Here is a 19,856-nt window from a genome sequence, read left to right as displayed (position 1 = left end):
CAGATCTGCTACTGTATATAAACGGTATGCTTTTGATGGGTTCATCGGAATGTATTTAAAAGCGCTTAATTATTTATGTTTTCTGGTAACCTGATAGCATTTTACAAAGCTGCAGCTCTGGCAATCCTCATTTGTAAAGCTATAGCGAATACAAAATCTGATCACATCATCGCAACAGGCTAAGGTGCTGAACGGAGGCGCCGAAATATTAAGGTCTATTTTGGAGCCTGAAAGTGCTGTAACGGGTGGAGATAAAGAGAACCAGCTCAGGGTATGGTGCGTATTGCCTCCTCCGGCAGGAATGACAGGAAACAAACCATTTAATGTGCCCCAGCCTGCAGAAGTAAATGTTCCGGAACTGAAATTTCCAAAAGTCTGACTGTCCTTATTACAACTGAAACACTCTTCTGTACCGTTTACGGAAACATGGGTAAAACTAATGAGCTCGGCTTTGAAGTTCTTGATGTTGACATTAGGAGCAGTGATGGTGGTAGATAAGCTGATGCTATTATTGGTCAGTTGGGTAGTCGCAGTAACTTTATCTTTTGAGAATTCCCATTTGATCAAATCGCAATAATTACAAGCACATTGTATCACTGGTGTACAATAAAAGGTATTGTCATTGACGGTTGCATTGCCTTGTAAGCTGCTGGTGTAAACATTCAGATTTAAGCAGGTTGCATTCACATTGGCCGGAGTATAGTCAATGCTGAAGGTTTGCTGTACACCTGGCGCTAAGCTAGCCGGATATGTTCCTGCCGAAAGGCTGATGGTCCCGTTTGCACCGGCATATACGATATTTGCAATTAAATTACCTGGAATTGCTGCGTTCTGTGCGATGTTGGCCGCGTTGTTAAAGTCGTAGGTGATGTTTTCTGCAGCTGTACTGAAATTTTTCAAGGTGATGGCGATGGTATAAACAGGTTGTCCGGCGGCATTAAAACCTTTACATCTGGCAGTATCAATCAATACATCCAGGCGGTGTAAACCGGAACCAATAATAAAGGAAACAGGGTTTGCATGGCAGTTGTCTGCTCCAACTAAAGCCATGTAGCTGCCTTTTTCCAATCCATCAAGAACGGAACTGTATTCATTGCCGTTCTTAGTTAAACTTTTAACAAATGGTTTGTTTTTCCCGCTTTGTTCGAGCAGCGTGTTTACGGTAAGACTCATGCGGTCGCTGAGGCCCGCTCTTTCTCCGGGGTTTAGCTTACTTAGGTAATCCTCATCGTCGGAGATTTTATAAATTCGGATGGATTTTTCGCCGGTATAACTGGTAGGAATGTGTACACGGAGGTTTATCGGATCCTTTTCACCAAAACGTTGTCCTTGTCTTGGATACCGGATTACGGGCTTACATTCCTGCCGGTCGTCCGTTCTACCTTCAAGTTTGATAAGCGGTAGTCCGGCAAAGGCGTCCAAATCATCGTTTATTTGCTCAGTACTTTTGATTTCCTTTTCTCCTCTGGCTTGTGGTGCTGTTGTTTCTCTTCTGGTTTCTTTTTCGGAATTGCTTTTTCCCAGTGCCAAACTGATCCCAAGATTGAATGCAAGGCTGTTAAATGTGGTGTTTTTGGTTGCAGGCTGCCTGGTTCCAGTCAGCATCTGATCAATATTGTAAAAGCCCTGAGCATCTGCATTGCCCTGTGGCTTAAACACCATGCTTTCATTTTTAACTGTCGGACCGTTGCTGTATGCTCCTTCAACATAAAACCCAAACTTCCCGGGGAAATAGCTGAAACGCAGTTTAGGTATAATCACGAATCCGGTGGTTTTAGTTTCCGCCTGACTGTATAAATTGTATTCATTAGTTTTTCCATTTACCGTACTCGTTTGGGTAGCAGAAAATCCTTTTTGTTTCATGCTGAAATAACCGGCATTCAAAATTGGTGAAATGGTGACTGGCCCAAAAGTTAAATTTGCCTGGGCACCACCTTCTGCTTTAAAGCCGGATTGTTTAGGGCTCCCCAGGTTTGTAAGCCCAATTGCCGGATTGCTGCTTTGTCCGGTAATTTGGAAAGGAGTATAGCTGTTGAGCTCATGTCGCTTGTTTCCGGTAAAATATTCTCCTCCGGCATTGAAGCCGATGGAAAAAGATTTTGTAAACAAGGGAACATATAGATTGCCGTTAAAGCCATATCCATTATCCAGGCCAGTGTTTTCTTTGATGGTCTTACCCGGAATATTGATTCCTGTACCAATGGATAGTAAGGAATTTTGTGCGGTCACATTCAATAAACAGGAGGAGATGAGTAGCGTAGTTAGTATTTTCTTCATAATGACAGGCTTAGGGATTTTGAACTTAGTTGTTCGCGGAGGAGCCAGCGCTGTTTCGCAGCTGGCCATTTATAACTCAGACATGATTTTTCTGTGGATTGATTTAAACCGGTAAAAGCTTTTTTGGTACGAAAGTATTTTTTCCTTTAATTGCCGGATCAGTTGTTTCATAGCAGAGTTCGTTAGTGTAATGTGAATTTGCGCATTTAACGAAATGGAAAAATCCCTAAATGTAGGCGACAGGAAGTTTTGTAGAAACCGTCGATCATTTTTAGGCAGGGGAGAAATACGGAGTTGTTTAGCGCTGTTCGTTGGAAACAACAAAATCTGGAAATAGAAGCTGTAAGGTGTTATCATTAAATTAAGGGATAAGAGGAGAGGGCGAGATCGCCCTCCGGTCGTAGTTCTTTACAAAAGGGTTTCTTTTATTTCAACTGAATGCTCATTTTAAGAAGGATGCCGGCAACGAGAAGCCAAGCAGAATAACGCTTATCCAGGGCAACTGATGAATTCCAACTTTCAGGATTGCCAATCCGCCAACTGTCGAACCTATGGTTACAGCCAGGTTTCCACATGAGGTGAAAGTACTATTGATAAAAAATTTTATGCAAATTTGAGGCATAAGTTGCCTTACTGATAAATCTCACACTATAAATAAAAAAGATGCACGCTATTGCCATATCCAGTGTCCAGCTCATTACCTCTAAGTATGGAAGCGAAAAAGGTCAAATTCATTTTGATGCTGAAGAAGAGGTCACACATGATATTTTTCCAGACCGGATTGTATTGAATACAAATTTTAGGGATGAACGATCCTACCAGGCGTCAATTGAGGGAGACGTTCTTTCTGTAAAAAAGCTGCTCTATCATGTACGCAAAAAGGAATTTTTCGAGGGTACTATGGATGAGGATGATTGGCAGGAGCTGGATGTATTGTGGAGACGAATGGAATACGAGCTGGTGACAGGTCCTAAATTTAGCGAAATGGATGTTCGGGCAGAACTACTCCATCTATTTTTTCTCATTTTAACGGAGAAAGAAGCTGAAATTTCGTCGAAAAAGCTCCCAGCTAAGAAGACGCCTGATTTAAAGTGGGTATGGAAACAAATTACTTCAGCATTAGCGCAGGCAAACAGGTCCGTCTCTTTTGAATGGAAGGAATGGGCAGAAATTGGAATTATGGAGGTAAATAAGCTGGGAGCTGTACAGGAATTAGGCATTGTTTTACCTTATCCAGGCGAACAACAAATTGAAGACGTAACTCATGACGCTGATTGGGAAGCCGCTATTTTACGCTATTTTAATGGTCATTTGAATGATTCTGGCCTTAAGCTCATCGCGATAGGGACCCATTTCGATGAGTACCAAATGTTCGCGTGCCTGCCTGTGCGTGATCTTAACCTGGTGAATGCCTTTGAAATACTTAAAAAGTTGGGGCTTGTTTATAAGGATTAAAACCTTTATTCTTCAGGTGGTGAAAAATAGAAAAAATGGGTGATATTGCATCAATTTGGGTATAGTTAAGTGACAAATTATATAATCAAATGCGAAAAATATCTGATAATAACCTTTTAGAAGACCTTAGGAGTGAAAGCAATGCTTCATTTGAAGTTTTGTATAAATTATATTTCCCTCCTGTTGCTAAATATATTTCCCAAAACTTTGGAACTACTGCAGATGCAGAAGATGTTTATCAAGAAACCGTTATCGTATTACTTCAAAAAGTAAGACAGCCGGATTTTATGCTGACCTCATCTCTTAAAACATATACATTTGCCATTGCCAGGAACATTTGGCTGAAAAGGCTAAGAGATAATAAGCTCATTCCGGTTGAAGACTGTGAGAAATATCTGAGAGAAAGCGAAACGTTTACATTCGAGTTGAAAAAAGAACCAGGCAAGGACGAAAAAATTGCGTATTGGCTTGCAAAGATCACCAGGAACTGCCAACGTATCTTAAAAGCCATTTTCTTCCATAGAGAACCAATGGTAAGCCTGATGCAAAAAATGGGTTGGAAAAATAAACACACCGCAGCCAACCAACAATACAAGTGCATACAGCAGTTAAAAAGGGAAAAACAAAAAGAAATGTTGTAGTTCCCTTTTTAAAATTGAATTCATCTTATTCCTTAAATAGCTTCATTGCCAGTAAACCATAACCGATTGCAGCACCTGAACGCAGTGCAGCTGCAATCATAATCGTTTCTGAGATTTCTTCCCGAGTTACCCCAAGTTCTTTTGCCTGTTTAATATGCCGTTCTATGCAATATGGGCATTGAGTGGTTAAAGCAACTCCTATTGAAATAAGTTCTTTATATTTCAATGGAATTTTGGCTTCAACTTCTCCAACTTCCTGATCAAACGCAAGCCAGGCTTTTGACTGTTTAGGCGCTCCTGCGATGATATCCTGAGCAAATTTTTTGTCTGTACTTTCTGTGAATTTTGTCATTTGTCTACTTCTAGTTATCTGTTAATACCCAGGACTTGGTATTATCACCCTTACGGAAGTAAAAACCATAACAGGCATTATAAGTACTCCGAAATGTCAATCCAGGCGATGCGGCGTTGTCTTACTTCCGGGTTATTTGCACAGAAAATCAGGCGTTGGCCATCAGGAGAGAATTTAGGGTGCTGGGCATTCGGCGCAACAGATGTGTCTGTCAGCTGAACAGCTATAGCGTCTGGATCAGACAAATTGAAAAGATATATGGAGTAGCCATGATTGCGGGTACTCTCAAAAGCAATAAACTTCCCATCGGGAGAGATGGCGGGAGCGCGACCTTGAAAATCCGGGTCGAATGTTGTGATAGAAGCTGAGGACTCCATAGGCGAAGAAGTAAATACACCGTTATTTTCGGTGTTCAGGAAAATGTAATTCTTATCCTGGTTATATTTAGTCGCAGGTGTCCATTTTGATTGCCCGGCAAAGGCAATCAATGTGCTCTGACCCGGAAAAACAGCGGGCATGCCCCCAAAAATGTCTTTTCCATTTGAATCCGTTCCATTCATATCAATGTAGCCGGGAATAATGTTGCCGAGCCCGTCTATAAGGGTACTTTTAGGGTTTCCCAGGTCGGTATTATTCATAACGACAAAGCCGTTGTTGCTATCCGGAGATAGGGAGGCCCATTGCGGATAGTAGTAACGCTCCGTCCCGGAAAGCTTCGTCAAATCAGATCCATCGGCATTAACGGTGCAGACACTGACATTGTCCTGATCGCTAATATTCAGCACTATAGTATTGTTCATCCAGTTCCAGTCCGGTCGTGTTTGAGCAAGGGTGGCCTGCTGAGGTAAAAGCGGCTGAGGATTGTTGCCTTGCAGGTCTTGGACCATATAGAGCTGAGTCTCGCCGTTAAAGCTTCTTTCAAAGACCACTTTTTTACCATCAGGTCCAATTGCCGGACGGTAATCCTTAAAGTCACCTTCTAGCGTGACCCAATTTACTACGGGAAGATTGTTTGGCATGAGCGTTAGTTTATTTCGTATAGCTCGTTTCTGCGAAACGATACATTTAGGTTAGTATGAAGTTATGAATATTCTTTATTCTTTATATGATAGTTCAATTTCGTGTTTTATTGAGGTATTGTTTTCGCCAAAAAAGATGAATGGAAGATTTTATACGCGCTCTTCCATTACGCGAATTTTATGGCGGTTTTATAGGGGAGTTGGTAGGGCCTCAGCCGGCCTGTAGCCCATTCAAAGGCTGTCATTATAACGTTCAGAGTTATTTTAATTTCCATAAAATTCAAGAGTCTTTATAAAGGCTATATGCAGCTTCCGCATTTCCTGTTAAAACAAATGTTATGCGACTATTGTTGTAACTAAAAATTAAACCTATATTTAATTACACAATTAACTTATAAATTATGGCAATCTTATCAAATAGCGCTTTTGGTCATCCCAATGGGAAAATCGGAGGTATGGTGTACTACATGCTTAAAGGACAGGCAGTCTGCCGGATGATCGGTGAACAAGGCAAACCCAGCATTAAACAACTGGCCAATTATCAGGCGATGCAGGTCACGATGAGCCTTGTAAAACCGATGAAAGAGTTTATTCGGAATAGTTTTGAACTGGAAGCCAGGGGAACGGTAAAAAATGCACACAACCTGGCGGTCTCTTACAATAAAAAACAGGCATTGCAGGGAGAATATCCTAACATCAGTGTAGATTATAGCAAGGTAGTACTCAGTTATGGCACGCTTCCCGGAGCAAGGGATTTCAGCATGAGTAAAACGGAAACAGAACTGACCTTAAACTGGAATCCGGAAAGCTATACGGGAGGGCATGACGGTGATGATATCCTCATGATTCTGCTCTATTATCCCTCAAGAAAATATGGAAGATCCTTCCTGAATGCATCAAGAAGGGATTCCGGTGAGGTGATTCTCCCTTTAAGTGAAGTCTACATTCATGAGCCCATAGAGGCCTATGCCTGCTTCAAATCAGCTGATGGAAAGCAGATTTCAAACAGCATCTATCTGGGAAATATAAATGGGACCGTAAAAAGTGCCAAAGAACAGGCCGCTCAGGAAAAATACATCACCTTAAAAGCCAGGTTTGATCAGGTTGAGCCCAAATATTTAACCCGGAAAAAAGAGATAGAATTATGCTTGAAGCGCAGCAACAAAGCTTTTCGAAATTTGGAAACAGAATACCTGTCTCTGAAGAATAAATTAGCACATCTTCCCGGAGGTCCTGGTTAAAGATTAGCGATCAGCGTTCAACATGTTTTTGATAAATATCACCTTTATTATAGTTGTTATCATAAGGGCTGGCATTTGCTGTCCGGTTAATTCCGGAATTAATCTTTTCCTGATTTATCTTCCAACCACAATTAATGCAATGGCTATTTTGTTAGCTCTTCATTGACTAGCGAATGTGTAAATATGTGCATTGATATTAAATTTCTTGTACAAAACGATATCAAGAATTGCGATTTCTGTTTCGTATTTACTAAACTTAAGTTTATGTACAAATAAATTTGGGTTTATGTGCCTGATCATGTTTTATTTGTGATAAAAATAACTTTTTTGATTATCGTTGTAAACAAGATGTTTTAGTATCATTTTATACAAAAAACTGGAACTGGATAAAGAGGAAGATCTTAACATTTTTTTACAGAGCCTGGGATAAAACAAATAAACGCTGCCCGACATGAAATATATTTTACTGTTTACCTGCTTAATACCATGTCTTGCTTTTAATAAAGCTCACTTTATTGATATAACCGACGATTTCACGATTGATCGGTTCGAGGCTGTGAAAAATTTTATTTTAAAGCATGGCAATACCCAAACCTATCGTAATTTCGATAATAATAATCCCCATTACAAGATAGATAACACTGATATTTATCTTAATGCCGAAACCGGGCAGAAGAATATGAATAATAACCCGGATTTATCAGATTTCAATGAAATTACAATTCACTCTTCTTCTGGTCGATATTATACGATTAGGATAGTGAGAGTAGGTGATCATCGCAAAAGGAATATTAGTATTCCGGGCAAAATGAAGGAAAATAGAGTCTATCTGATCAATGACTATGGAAGTGTTTCTGCTGCTATAAAGAAAGATGTGCTGAACTATCTCCTAAAAATTGAAGCAAAACTATCAGTTCATTAAATTCACACCATCCATTTTCGCAAACTTTTACAATAAAACCATTGTGTTTTTTGTCTTTGTAAAGTTCGGGTATGAATACTAAACTTTCGTTATTGTCTGTTTCTAAAAGTGTAGGTGTGCAAATAACTTTTATATTTTCGGAAATGAAGTATTTTCTATGTAGACTGAAATTTGTTGTAGGTTTTACAATGCTTAATTCTGTTTCAAAAAACTTTGTCCCAATGTCAGAAATTTTAAACCTTTTTAAGTTGGATTTTGAAACAAATTTATTCAAACTTTTTATCCCCACATTAAAGCTTTTGTCAAGAGCCCAGATTTCGTTAGGAACCAAAGCTACTCCAGTTGTCAATAAACTGTTTTTTATAAATCTTTTCTGTCCATTGTTCAAATTTTAAGCGGTGCGGCCGATTTGAATAGCAGATAACCGTTTAAGTGTAGGAGATGTGGTGGGGTTTTAGTATACAGGGTTCAATAGAATTTCTGATATTGAACCTTGTATGAAAGTACTTTAGCTGCCAAATTGATGTTGTGTGCGCCTATTCGTCTTTTACTTTTATAATATAATGAACGTACGCATTTGAAGGTCGTGTTTCATTATGTGGATTTTGTTCGGTTGGGACAGGTAAAAGCGATACACTTTTGTAAATTGCAGCCGGGTCGTGAGTTATTGGCCCAACATTATCTCGAGGGCCCGCTTCGTCTTTATTTGCTTCTGTGGTTTGATTTATATAATGCTGATGTTGTCCAACATCAGACAATTGGAAACTTCCAGTTTCATTTCTTTTATCATCAGTTACCGCAGTTCTCAATTCAACATCGGGGTCTTTAAATTTATCGGTTCTGTCAGCATTGACGCCACGAAGGAAAACGCCCCTCAAATCAGGTAACGAGAATTTGACGTCTGCACCTATAACCTCGTGTTTACCCCATCTATTACCTAATACGCTCCATAGTATTGGATAATGTGATTTATAAACACTATCCCCATCACAAATTTTCCAATTGTTGTTGTTTAATGAAACCGTTTCTCCTGCGTAAGGCATGATTGTTCCAATTGGTAAGTTGTCTTTAGCCATAAAATTAAATTTAAGTCTTGCTTACTCTTTCAATTTGCAGTTTTCAGCTACCCTGTTGCTTGATATTTAATATAAAATTAGGTCTTCTAAAAACACGAAAAAATACCTAGTCCTAGTGATTTTTGTATAGCTTACATCCAAGCTTCACTTATAACCCTTCTTACCAAATCCAATGGTGTTTTAACACCAGCTTTATTCAAAATGTTCTTTCTGTGCGAATTAACAGTATGTAAGCTTATGTACAATTCCTCGGCTATTGTTTTACTATTTTTACCTTCTACAATGAGTTTTAAAATCTCCCGTTCTCTTCTGGTAAACAGATCATAAGACTTGGTAAAGACTTCTGTGTCCTGTATATTGTAGTAAGACGGTTCTCCATCAAGTCCTATAATCGAAAAACGGGGAGTACCCTCCGGCTTAATGTGGGTGATATTAGTATGTATATGGAAACTACGATAAAAATTATTTTGGTCATAATCCAAAGGCAAATATTGTATTAATATTCGGATATATTTATTACTCTTAGTTTTCAATCTTAAATCATATTGTATCTTATAATTCTTGATTTTATCTTTAGGCAAGAGATTAAAAAAGGTAACGATTTTATCCTCAAAGCATAAAAAATAGGGTTTATCTTCAGGATGTATATTTCCCATAAAACGATGAATGGTCATCTCTTCTGGCGTGTACCCCAATACATTTGTAACTTCCACGCTTGTGTGTTCTATTTCTCCCCTGTAGACATTAAAAAGAACATAATAATAATCTCCGACATGAAAAATACTCAACATTCTCTTATGTACCTCTATTTGCCATTGCAATTGAGAGATATCTATCCTCGCTTCATTACTGACTACCGTCTGCCAAAATTTTTTGGCGGTGAGATAAAAAATTGAGTCTTGTTTCTCCATTACCAGCGTAGATTTAGTCCGGAAGTATAATTCAGCTATATAAATATAATTTTATATAGCTGAATTATAAAATTAAACTATAGCATAGTAATCTATTCAGATATGTTAAGGATATAGAGTTCTTCTAGCATTCTTGCTACGGAAAATTTGAGATTGATCCATTTTCACAATCTTTATTTTAATATAAATGCAAAAAGCCTCAGAGAAATCTGAGGCTTTTCGTGATCCCGCTGGGATTCACACCTAGTGCGAAAATCAGGGTTTATTCATTATCTGGAAGGTTTTGGATTTAGTACTCACCGAATCGCTCACCTTTTATTTGTACGTTTTAGCTGCAAGTGCTATGACATAAAAATAAGCATTTTTTTTGATAGTTGAATTATTTGATCTCTTGAATATTTGCAATTTTAGATTTTTGTAATTCTTCAAATAGTACTCTGATGGATTTTAAGGACTGGTTTGAATTCCTTGTAGAATTTCTAGTCTTGCTAAAGGTGAAGACAACACGTTCCTTCGCCCTTGATAGTGCAACGAAGAATGTACACTTGTCTTCATCTGCCTGAGTATTGAATGACCAGAAAGCTCCATCTTCAAGGCCAACGAAGATTACGGTATGGTATTCAAGGCCTTTGCTCTTGTGTACAGTCATTACGGGAATGGTATTCACGCCCATAAAACCATCTAAAGCGGGCTTTAATGTTTTATGAATCGCATAATAATTTTTAATAAAGGCTTTAACCCGTTCCAAATCTTCAGAAAAACAGCTTCCAACTTTATATTGTGGAAAATGTGATTTGATTCTATCAATACCTGCAAAGTCAACGATTTCCTGGATCAGATCGTTCATCAGTTTATCAGTTAAAGGACGGCGGTAATTTCCCCTTAGTTTAGCTACGAAATTGTTATAACCCAAATCTAGCCTTAACAGTTGTTCATCATAGAATTCAGTTCGCAAGTTTCCCAAAAATTGCATTGCTAAACGTTTAGCATCGCCATTTTTTTTATCTATTAGAAAATACATCGAATTGACAATGTAAATCACGAAATCTTCAGTGATTAGGTTCTGTAAGATGGTTTCGTCCCTAGCGTTTATTCCATTTTCATTGAAATATTTTATGAGGTCGCCCACATAAGCTTCCAGTTGCTGCTTCACCAAAATACAGATGTCGCGTGGTTTTACAGAGTCATTTTGCAGCCAACGGCTTACCTTTTTGAAGAGATATTTTTTTTCTTGTTCTTGGCTTTGAAGCAGCCAAACATCACATTCACCCTGATCAGCCTTCCATTTTTTTGAGGGAATCGCCTTATCTGGCTTGTTCAGAAGATGTTCCGTCAAGTAGTTTTGAAGCTCAACAAGTCGTGGCGCGGACCGAAAATTCAAGCTTAGGGCAATACTTTGCGCGGTTGTATCGGTTAGAAATTCCTCGAAGACTTTGATCTTCGCACCCGCCCAAACCATAATTCTTTGTTTGTCGTCACCTACAGCAGTAAAAACCGAGGGGCTATCTAAAAAGCATGATTTGAAGAAATCATATTGAACTTGGGTGGTGTCCTGAAATTCGTCAAGAAATACAAAGTGATAGGTTTGTTGAAGGTACTTTTTAACTAGTGGATTAGTGTCGATTAGTAATTGAGCGATCCTCATTAACATCGGAAATGACACCAATTGTTGAGGTTGAGCAGTTAATAAATCTTTCCAGACAGCTTTGCGATATATGTCTTCATTTTTTCCGCCCGATATGGGCAATGCTTGTTCTGTATGAAATTTAATCAAATGCTCTTTTGTATTGAAGAAATCCAATGATGCAGCCTTATAAAGGTCTTTGATCCTATTGTCCCGAATTATGATCTCATAATCTTTGCTCAAACGGTAGTCAGCCGGTATTGCCGCGCAGAATCTATCGACAATTTGTTTTGCAAATGAGTCGAATGTGAAAGAATCGAACCTTTTTGAAGCCTCTTCGCCACATCGCTGCCTTACTCGCTCACGCAGATTATAGGCAGCGTCATTTTTGAAGCTAATGGCGAGTATTTTATGCGGATATTTACAGGTATTAGTCTGTAATAAATAGCAGGCACGTTGCGCCAACAATTCAGTTTTACCAGCACCAGGTCCCGCAACAACCAAATTGTTTTCATTGGAAGTGACAACCTCTAAAGCGTTATCTTCTAATTCAAGTCCGTCAGCAGGATGCCATTCGTTAGGTTGGATTAGTCTCATTTCAATTTTTCTGATATTCTGGTAAACATGGCATTAAATACAGGAGGAAGATTTTTCAGAATCTCATTATCTTTTAGAAGTGATAGTGCTTGTATATGCGTTGAAGGTTTTCCTCGGCCTAAAAAATGATAATTATACCATATCATTAATCTCTTTTGACTTTCAGAATAAATTGCTCCTGTAGCCGATTTCGATTTCAGAGTCGCCTGTATTGCTGTGGACAATTTTTCCTTAAATTCAGCTTCTTCATTTTCTTCATCTGGGATTTCAGGTCCGCCATTCTTTGGAATAGCATTCTTATATGTTTCAGTGAAATGCTCGAGCATTAAAAAATCGAGATCCAGTGGAAATGAATAAAAAACATCGTATGACTCCAAGAACTTTACCCAACTTTTGATAATTGGGATCTCATTTACTTTGATCTTCACCTTATGGAGCTCATCAAAGTCTTTCGTACTCATAACCTTTCCATCTTCGAGAGAAAGAATGTCTTCACGTTTTACCCCGAAGTCCATCAACTGTTGACAAACATATTTTATCCGTCCCCAATCACCACCCTCACGTTCTGTATCCAAGTCTAAAAGTGTTACAAAAGGAATACTAAGGGTCTTAAGTAACTTCCAGATATGGTTTACAAATCTATGTCCCAAAGGAGCGAAGGTGATAATATTGTCATCAAAATCCACATTTTTAACCTGCATTAAGCGATTGAACAATACCTCTTCACTATCGCCCTCTCCGATTACAACAAGTTTAGCGAAGTAAATTTCTGGATAGTTACGTATTGCCTCTTTAATATATTTGTATGCTTCATCACTTTTTTTTGGCAGTACAATATTACTGACAGCTGTTTCGAATTTGCTAGTTATTCTGAAATGTAGAATTGATTCAGGTGGAATCCGCTTCACAATGGCCGGAGTATGGCAGGAAATAAAAATTTGTGAGTTTTTCTTTTCCCCAATCGTGCTCAAAATTTTAATGACGCGACCAAGCAACTGGGGAGCGATGTGGTTTTCCGGCTCTTCAATGGCCAAAATCGTAAGTAGCGGTTTAGTGATTCCAATCTCATCCGGGTTTCCGATTGCCTTTTCTTCTAAATCAAGCAAGGCGCAGACTAGTGTCAGATAAAATAGGGAGCGATAGCCCTCACCTAAATCATTGACCGAATAAGGCCTTATGGTTGCTGATGGACTGAACGATACTTCTAGTTTTTTCAAAACGGAATCTACATCGTTTCCACCGAAATTTAGGTCACTTGAGCTGTAACGCTCATCTTTATGGAATTTAGACCAGTATCCGGATATAGATTCTTGAATAGCTTTCACTTCATTGATCTCTTTGAAGTCGTTTGAAATGCTATTCATTTGATCCTTGAACTTTTCCTTAAAACTATCTTCCCAATTGATATTTCTTAAAACCCGAAATAGCATTGTTCCAGTCGCATACCTGATTTGGTCGTATGGCTTTCGAATTGCTGGAACATAAATTACCTGGAAAAGGTTCTTCAGATAATTAGGAAACAACTGCTTTGTATCCTCATCCTCCGTTTCACCTTCAGGAACCTTTATAAAATAGAGCATTGAAACGATATCTCCATCGGGTTGAACGAGCGATTTTGTCCATGTACTCTCGAGCCGTAATCTCAAATAAGGTTTCTTGCCCTCATCGTCAACCACCATGTGATTGAAAAAATGTGGAATGGACTCAGGTTCTTCCTCCTCAAATTCAATCCGAACTTCAATGGATAGCGATTTGTTTTCAGTGTTACTAGTGTCTTCATTTTGAGCGACATGGAAATCTTCAAGTGAAAGTTCACGCTCTTGATTTGTGTTTCCAAAAAGCTTCCTGAGACTTTCTAATGCAGCTGTTTTGCCAGAGCTGTTAAGACCGATGAATGTACTTAGGTTACCGGAAATCTTGATGATTGACTCGGTACCAAAAGAACGGAAACCTTGTATTTTAAGTTTTGTGATGCGCATAATTTAGAATGTTAACTAAAGATATAGCATTTTTTTAGTTAATCTTTATAGCTCATTTGTAGATTAAGATTACCTATTAAATGTAGGCGATTGATTTTCTAACGGCCGAGTGTTTCGAAAAACACTCGGCCTTAATGTGCCAACTTTACCGACAATTTATTTGCTTCTTCAATTTGATCAATGTATTGCTGTGGGATATATACACCTATTCTATTATTGATATTGGTTTGCATAGCGTTTTTTAATAAAAAAGATAATAAATATTTAAATAATATTTACTATCTTTTTTGCAGAAGTAAAGCGAAAACGGTGAGTTTGAAAGCAAGAGATTAGTGTCAATGTACGAACAACTTAAATATGAGTTTTTTCAAAAAGAAAGAGGATAAACGAGAGAATAATTTTGAGAACTTTCCGCCTATTGGTGGATTAATGGTTTCAAAAATGGTTGTGGATGAGCAAATCAAGCCACGATTTATGTACCGTGAAAAAAGAATGAGTCCGGAAGATAGTGGCTGGAGAATTTTTACAGGATTTGAAGGTGAAGAATATACTGATGATCCCAGCAATATAGGGATTTATAATCCATCGACAATTCTGAAAATTGATCCATCCATCGAGGATCTTTTATTCAAAGGAATTGGTTCTGTTTATGAAAAAACTGAAGATAGTACCGAATGGTATAAGGTTTCAGACTTTGAGATGGAAGATGATTATATGGTTACTCATAAATTAACTGAAAACTGGCTGATAGACATTAATAATTTGTTTGAGAGAAGGGTGGAGGAAAGTCGTGATCTGTTGTATACGACTGGTGACAAGTCTGTAAGAATTGCAATCTGGAATGAAGAAGGTAAAAGTAAGGAGGCAATATATGCAGAGCGGAACCAGGATATTGAAAATAGGAATCAGACAGTGTCTAAAACATTGATGACTTTTGATTTTTCGGACGCTGAAGTTGCAAGGTTAGGTTATATGATACAGGAAGATGACAATGATAAAAGCTATAGGGTCATTTATGGTTTTTCAATTATAGACAGGCAGGTTTTAGAGGTTGCTATATATTTTGATGACGAGGAAGATTTGGATTGGGCAATTGAAACTTGGAAAAATATAAGACTAGTTGACACCGTGGCTTAATTATGAACATTAGACTTTGGATTTATGATTTTTTTACAAAATGAACAGCTTAGGACGAACCTAAGCCTAGGTCGAAAAGTAGAGCAGTGGCTTGGATACAAACAAGAGGATAGTTATATCATTTTGAGATGGATAAGCCTTGAGAAAGAAGATAATGGTGAGTTTAGCGTTGCTTACATTGAGTCTTTTGATGAAGGTAATGAAGATTTCATTGATGTATACGAATTTTCGACATTGGATCCAGATGAGCCGCTAGGGATTATAAACACTTTTTCTACACTAGATGAAGCTATCGATTTTTCATTAGATGAGTACGGTGCTGAAATTGATAATTTTATAAATGCTGGGATGATACAAGAGGAGTATCGTACTTATTTGAATCTAAAAGCTAATAGATAAAAGCTAATAACTGTATTGCCATAATACTTAAATAAATCTACCAAATGAATAAAGCCCTTTTTGGAAATCTACCGCTTCCTGCGTCAAGCAGAGCTGAAGATTTGGAAACAGTATCTAGACAGAAATTGGCTCCTCTGTTCCCACCTGAACAGTTTGAGCTACGTTCGGAAACAGAAAGAGATAAAGGGATTGATTTGATCGTGGAGGTAAAGGAACTTAACCGCTATACCAACTTTCGCTTTGCTATTCAGCTAAAGGCCACTGCGAAAATCAAGCTTAATGTAGATGGCTCTCTTTCATTCCCGTTAGATGTGAGCAATATAGGGTATCTTAGTAATTATGTTATGCCCGCTTACTATGTGGTTTATGACTCTCGTAACGATATTTTTTATGTAGAGGAATCTTCTTTAGTTCGAAATCTATTGTATGAGAAATATAAACTTGGAAAATATCCAAACCAGTTCAAGGTCAGGTTTTGCAAAGTATTGACTTCAGAGGTTATTCAAGGAATGTATAACAACACACTTCAACAGGGCTCGTTTTTTAAAACGGTAAATAACCATCTTGACCTATTGAGGCATACCGATTCTATTTCGGGTATATTCATAGATAGTAATAGGGATGTCCATAGCATCGAAGAAAATATACGGTTTATTACAGATCACGGCTTACACTTGCTTAATCAGGCCAATTTTGAAGGTATAATTCAGATAGAGCAACGATCTCATCCAAGAGAAAATGTTCCTGCAATGTTTGAATTAGTTTGTGGGTTGGCTTATTACCACAAAGGTAAGATTCATAAATCTCTTGACCTTTTACTTGCAGCGAGTAAGAGATGTAGCGAATTTGACTTACAGCTTCAGACAGGTCTCGCATATTCTATTCTTCAGGCTAAATATGAAGTAGGAATTCTAAGCAAAGAGGCTTTTAAAGAGGCTTCTGAAGAAATAATGAATAAAAAGGATATTGGTTCATACCTTCAACTCGAAAAAGCTTACGCCTGGATAAAGGAGTGCAAAGGGGATGAAAATGAGAACTTTATGGTTTTCTGTGATAGGGTTAACTGCATTGTCGAGTCAGAACGGCAAAACCCAAAAGCAAGGATACTAGGATATGCTCGAGTTCTAGAGGTAGGGGCTGAATTTTTACTAAATGACCTAAGTAAAAATTTAAATACGTGGACTGGGGAAGGTAGGAGGAGGTTTCTGCCCAAAGTGCTTGACGAATGGAAACTGATTCAGGATAATTATTTTGAACGGCTTGATTCGCTGATGAAATATGTTTTTAAGCATAATGACATCCATTCAATGGGTAACCTTAGTAGATTGAAAATAGAGTGGGTTTATAGGTGCTTTTATACCAAACTCTTTTTTGAGAACTGGTCTTTCAAAAGCCTGAGCGCTAAATGGGAAATTAGTGTTGACCGAAGAGCAGATATCCTTAAGGCGTGTTCCTTTCTGGACAAGACAGCCAGTTTTCACGAAAGTATTGGGGATTATGAAAGCGTTGTTCTTAACATGGTATTAAAATATGAATTATTACATGTAATTAAGGAAAATGAAAAATGTGAACAAATTGCGGCAGATATCAATTCGTTAATTGAGAAGAATGATTTTTTTCAATTGCAGCTTAAGTTTTCAAAAATTCTAGATCAGGGAACACGTCACGAAAAATTCTTAAAACACGCTCAGATGCTTTTGGTTCATCTCTATGAAATTGCTAAGAATGAAGGCTTTGTAAGTGCCCTTTTTGAACCTTATACCGAAGATATGTTAAAATTTGATGCCGATATTACCGACAATTCTGTAAAATGGACATTTAGTAAGTTTATGGTGTTTGAGTTTACTGATTAATGTAAAAAAACTGAGGTAGTCTATTTTAAGGCATTAAGGGTCAAAGGAGCAAGCGGAAGTTGGGTAGAACCCTACTTTATGGCCTCTAAGCTATAGCTATGAGGGTTTGAAGGATCCTCCGGGGATCCTTTCGCTTGTAGAAGCTATTTCAAGGGCGAAATGAGGATACAGTAGGGGATACTATCTTTATTATTATGTTTAGCAAGGTTTCTTTGCATAGGATAGCCCCACGCGCATTTTCGGCCTGCAAAATCCCTTGGCTCATTGCCCAATTGGGTTTTTGCTTTGGTGTTTACGGAAAAGGCCTTTGTGGTAAGAAGCTTAACACTCAATGGAGGAGTTCTTTTAAACTTCTGGCTCCCGGATTTTGCGTTGCCAGTGTTCCTGGCTCAAAGTCAAACAATTGTTCCATGAGGACTACTTTTTCGTAGGGAATGTCCTGAACATCATTTATTAGAATCTTCCTGTAATTGTGAAATGTGTTTAAGGAAACACCCAAGATTTTCGGAAGAAGTTGTATTGCTTTGCGGTATTGCCACACGTCTAGGTTGTACAAATATTCATTGATCCTGTATTTGCTAATCTGTTCATTCATAACATTAGTTTTAAGGGTGCGAGTGATTTAGTTTACGGTTGTGGTATGGCTTACATAGGGTTCCGTTTGAGTAATGTCAATCAGATAGATGACCTCTATCAACTTTTCCAGATATTCTTTAACAAGTACCATCGCACTTCCATCTTCAATAACTTCATCAATGGTCACCTGACGATAGGCATATTCTACAATCCGGCTCAACATTAACCGCCATTCGTTCAGGCTTAGAAAACTGAAAAAGTCTTTGAAAAAGCAATGGGTATTTTTGATCTCTTCCTGAGAAAGGCTTTTAAAATGGGTACTTATTAATACATTGTAATAGCGCGTGAGGTCTTTTGCGCAAGGTGAGGCATTGGAAGAAGTACTGTGAAGCGAGTGATTTGTACCCTTACAAAAGAAGATGTGTCCAGCTTCTAGAAGTTTAAGTAAACATCTGTAATTATAAAAATACTCTTCGCTTTTACCATGCAGTGTGGTACTGCATGCTGAGCGAATCAGGTCGTGGATTTGTGTGCGGAATGCTTCAATGTCAATTTCATGTCTGCAAAAGTCCGCAATGAAGGTGTGAGGGTTTAGGATCTGCTCATCCGTAAGCTGATTGTACCGAAGGTTTCTTTTGTTGCTCATTATTAAAGGGTTTTAATAACAAGCCTCGGACTAAATAATTATCACAGCTGTTTTAAATAGGGCTGGTAACTCGCTTAATCTGTTGCAGCTAGGTTCTGGTAAACCACCAAACCTTTCGGAATGGATCTCAGCAACATACATAAGCGAGCACCAGCCCTATTAATTTATAGGGTGGTGGATGCTACACTTACGCTCGCTGAGATTAAATTTACCAGATTTAGCTGCGAGGCTCGTATGCAATCCTAATTTTTCGTAACTAGAATTACAAAAGTATAATATTTAATTAATAACAATTTTTATCAAACTTAGTGATTGTTAATGTAAAACACAAATTAAATAATAAATAACATTAATATATTGACGTAATACGTTATTAATATGAATAATGTGATTGTTTCGTGAGTGCTATATTTGTTCTACATCAGTTTATATGAGTAAAACAACTTATAACCGTATCAAGTCAGTATTGGCTGAAAAAAAGAAGACGAACAAAGATTTGGCCGATGCTTTAAAGATCGCACCAGAAACTGTTTCCAGTTGGTGTACAAATTCGGCCCAGCCATCTATTAAAAAATTGTTTGAAATCGCTGTTTATTTGGATGTAGAAGCAGGTGATTTATTAGTTTCTTCCAAAAAAGCATAAATTCAGTTATCCATAGATCAAAATGGCTGAAGAAGAATACGTAAAAATACTTTTTCAATTTTATAGTAATGTGTTGGATCAAGAAACCGTTGAAACAATGTGGGCTGTAATTATTGATAAAGAGAAGGGATTGTACAAACTCGATAGTATTCCTTTTTATGCCCCCAGTGTGGCAGCTGATGATATTGTTTATGCAGAATTTGATGAAGGTCAAGAGCGGTTAACCTATAGATATACCGTAGAACCTTCTGGGAATTCTACGGTACAAGTTGTGATATTTGATTCTGCGATAGAAACTAATGACATTAGAAACCTGTTTGATGCTTTAGGTTGTTCCAGTGAGAAAGCCCATGAAGGATATTTTGTAATTGATGTTCCATTTGCTCTGGATTACACCTCTGTTCAAAATAAATGGATCAATGCCAAATGTTGTGGAGCAGTAATATGTTTTTCCGATTTTAAGCATATAGTTGAGTAAGTCTGAAAAGGAAGAATTCAATGTTTTTGA

Annotated in this window: 19 protein-coding genes; 9 read left to right on the top strand and 10 right to left on the bottom strand. The window is 37.9% G+C overall.

The features are described 5' to 3' along the window. Nucleotides 1-69: 69 nt before the first annotated feature. Complete coding sequence (locus tag BLQ87_RS30635; protein ID WP_143010600.1) at nt 70-2,277, bottom strand: hypothetical protein; 2,208 nt, start codon at nt 2,275-2,277, stop codon at nt 70-72. A gap of 663 nt (nt 2,278-2,940) precedes the next feature. On the opposite strand from BLQ87_RS30635, the gene BLQ87_RS30630 reads away from it, so the two are divergent. Together BLQ87_RS30630 and BLQ87_RS30625 are read left to right on the top strand one after the other, a co-directional pair. Continuing rightward, on the top strand, nt 2,941-3,732 hold the full coding sequence (locus BLQ87_RS30630; RefSeq protein WP_074612718.1) for a DUF6630 family protein: 792 nt from the start codon (nt 2,941-2,943) through the stop codon (nt 3,730-3,732). Nucleotides 3,733-3,821: 89 nt separating this feature from the next. After that, complete coding sequence (locus BLQ87_RS30625; protein WP_074612717.1) at nt 3,822-4,373, top strand: RNA polymerase sigma factor; 552 nt, start codon at nt 3,822-3,824, stop codon at nt 4,371-4,373. Nucleotides 4,374-4,398: 25 nt separating this feature from the next. Here the strand turns inward: BLQ87_RS30625 and BLQ87_RS30620 are convergent, their stop codons facing one another. After that, nucleotides 4,399-4,725 carry a carboxymuconolactone decarboxylase family protein gene (locus BLQ87_RS30620; protein WP_074612716.1) on the bottom strand — a complete coding sequence of 109 codons (327 nt, stop codon included), beginning with the start codon at nt 4,723-4,725 and terminating at the stop codon, nt 4,399-4,401. Between the two features lie 77 nt (nt 4,726-4,802). Then, nucleotides 4,803-5,744: a TolB family protein gene (locus tag BLQ87_RS30615; RefSeq protein ID WP_074612715.1), complete on the bottom strand. Its 942-nt coding sequence runs from the start codon at nt 5,742-5,744 to the stop codon at nt 4,803-4,805. A 401-nt stretch (nt 5,745-6,145) separates the two neighbouring features. Here BLQ87_RS30615 and BLQ87_RS30610 point away from each other — a divergent pair, with 401 nt between their 5' ends. Both BLQ87_RS30610 and BLQ87_RS30605 read left to right on the top strand, forming a co-directional pair. After that, entirely contained in the window at nt 6,146-6,985 is an 840-nt protein-coding gene (locus BLQ87_RS30610; protein ID WP_074612714.1) for a DUF6266 family protein, read from the top strand. A 451-nt stretch (nt 6,986-7,436) separates the two neighbouring features. Beyond that, nucleotides 7,437-7,907 (top strand): hypothetical protein, encoded by a 471-nt coding sequence (locus BLQ87_RS30605; RefSeq protein WP_074612713.1) that lies wholly within the window; start codon nt 7,437-7,439, stop codon nt 7,905-7,907. Here the strand turns inward: BLQ87_RS30605 and BLQ87_RS33635 are convergent. From BLQ87_RS33635 to BLQ87_RS30580, 5 genes are all read right to left on the bottom strand, one after another. Further along, nucleotides 7,846-8,256: a hypothetical protein gene (locus BLQ87_RS33635; protein WP_143010599.1), complete on the bottom strand. Its 411-nt coding sequence runs from the start codon at nt 8,254-8,256 to the stop codon at nt 7,846-7,848. The genes BLQ87_RS30605 and BLQ87_RS33635 overlap by 62 nt on opposite strands. A 187-nt stretch (nt 8,257-8,443) precedes the next feature. After that, entirely contained in the window at nt 8,444-8,983 is a 540-nt protein-coding gene (locus tag BLQ87_RS30595; protein WP_074612711.1) for a tail fiber protein, read from the bottom strand. A gap of 131 nt (nt 8,984-9,114) precedes the next feature. Next, complete coding sequence (locus BLQ87_RS30590; protein WP_216857886.1) at nt 9,115-9,894, bottom strand: helix-turn-helix transcriptional regulator; 780 nt, start codon at nt 9,892-9,894, stop codon at nt 9,115-9,117. A gap of 379 nt (nt 9,895-10,273) precedes the next feature. Continuing rightward, nucleotides 10,274-12,115 carry a UvrD-helicase domain-containing protein gene (locus BLQ87_RS30585; protein ID WP_074612710.1) on the bottom strand — a complete coding sequence of 614 codons (1,842 nt, stop codon included), beginning with the start codon at nt 12,113-12,115 and terminating at the stop codon, nt 10,274-10,276. Then, on the bottom strand, nt 12,112-14,094 hold the full coding sequence (locus BLQ87_RS30580; RefSeq protein WP_074612709.1) for an ATP-dependent nuclease: 1,983 nt from the start codon (nt 14,092-14,094) through the stop codon (nt 12,112-12,114). Before BLQ87_RS30580 ends, BLQ87_RS30585 begins: the two co-directional genes overlap by 4 nt. Nucleotides 14,095-14,451: 357 nt before the next feature. Between BLQ87_RS30580 and BLQ87_RS30575 the strand changes: the two genes are divergently transcribed. From BLQ87_RS30575 to BLQ87_RS30565, 3 genes are read left to right on the top strand one after another with little or no spacing between them, the layout of a single operon-like run. Next, nucleotides 14,452-15,231: a DUF2185 domain-containing protein gene (locus BLQ87_RS30575; RefSeq protein ID WP_074612708.1), complete on the top strand. Its 780-nt coding sequence runs from the start codon at nt 14,452-14,454 to the stop codon at nt 15,229-15,231. A gap of 24 nt (nt 15,232-15,255) precedes the next feature. Beyond that, nucleotides 15,256-15,630 carry a hypothetical protein gene (locus BLQ87_RS30570; protein WP_074612707.1) on the top strand — a complete coding sequence of 125 codons (375 nt, stop codon included), beginning with the start codon at nt 15,256-15,258 and terminating at the stop codon, nt 15,628-15,630. A 44-nt stretch (nt 15,631-15,674) separates the two neighbouring features. Further along, nucleotides 15,675-17,483, top strand: a complete 1,809-nt coding sequence (locus BLQ87_RS30565) for a DUF4365 domain-containing protein (RefSeq protein ID WP_074612706.1) — start codon at nt 15,675-15,677, stop codon at nt 17,481-17,483. 328 nt (nt 17,484-17,811) lie between these two features. Here BLQ87_RS30565 and BLQ87_RS30560 read toward each other — a convergent pair whose 3' ends face one another. Beyond that, nucleotides 17,812-18,078: a hypothetical protein gene (locus tag BLQ87_RS30560; RefSeq protein ID WP_074612705.1), complete on the bottom strand. Its 267-nt coding sequence runs from the start codon at nt 18,076-18,078 to the stop codon at nt 17,812-17,814. Between the two features lie 27 nt (nt 18,079-18,105). Next, the gene (locus tag BLQ87_RS30555; protein WP_074612704.1) at nt 18,106-18,705 is read right to left on the bottom strand and encodes a hypothetical protein; all 600 of its coding nucleotides are present in this window, start codon (nt 18,703-18,705) and stop codon (nt 18,106-18,108) included. Nucleotides 18,706-19,135: 430 nt separating this feature from the next. Here BLQ87_RS30555 and BLQ87_RS30550 point away from each other — a divergent pair, with 430 nt between their 5' ends. Both BLQ87_RS30550 and BLQ87_RS30545 read left to right on the top strand, forming a co-directional pair. Then, a complete protein-coding gene (locus BLQ87_RS30550; protein WP_074612703.1) occupies nt 19,136-19,348 on the top strand; it encodes a helix-turn-helix transcriptional regulator in 213 nt (70 codons plus the stop codon). 22 nt (nt 19,349-19,370) lie between these two features. Beyond that, the gene (locus tag BLQ87_RS30545; RefSeq protein WP_074612702.1) at nt 19,371-19,826 is read left to right on the top strand and encodes a DUF4265 domain-containing protein; all 456 of its coding nucleotides are present in this window, start codon (nt 19,371-19,373) and stop codon (nt 19,824-19,826) included. Nucleotides 19,827-19,856: the final 30 nt, after the last annotated feature.

The sequence above is a fragment of the Pedobacter steynii genome (genome assembly GCF_900103665.1).
In the GTDB taxonomy this organism is placed as follows: Bacteria; Bacteroidota; Bacteroidia; order Sphingobacteriales; family Sphingobacteriaceae; genus Pedobacter; species Pedobacter steynii.
Note: the sequence above shows the minus strand (reverse complement) of the source record. Positions and strands in the feature narration are given on the sequence as shown.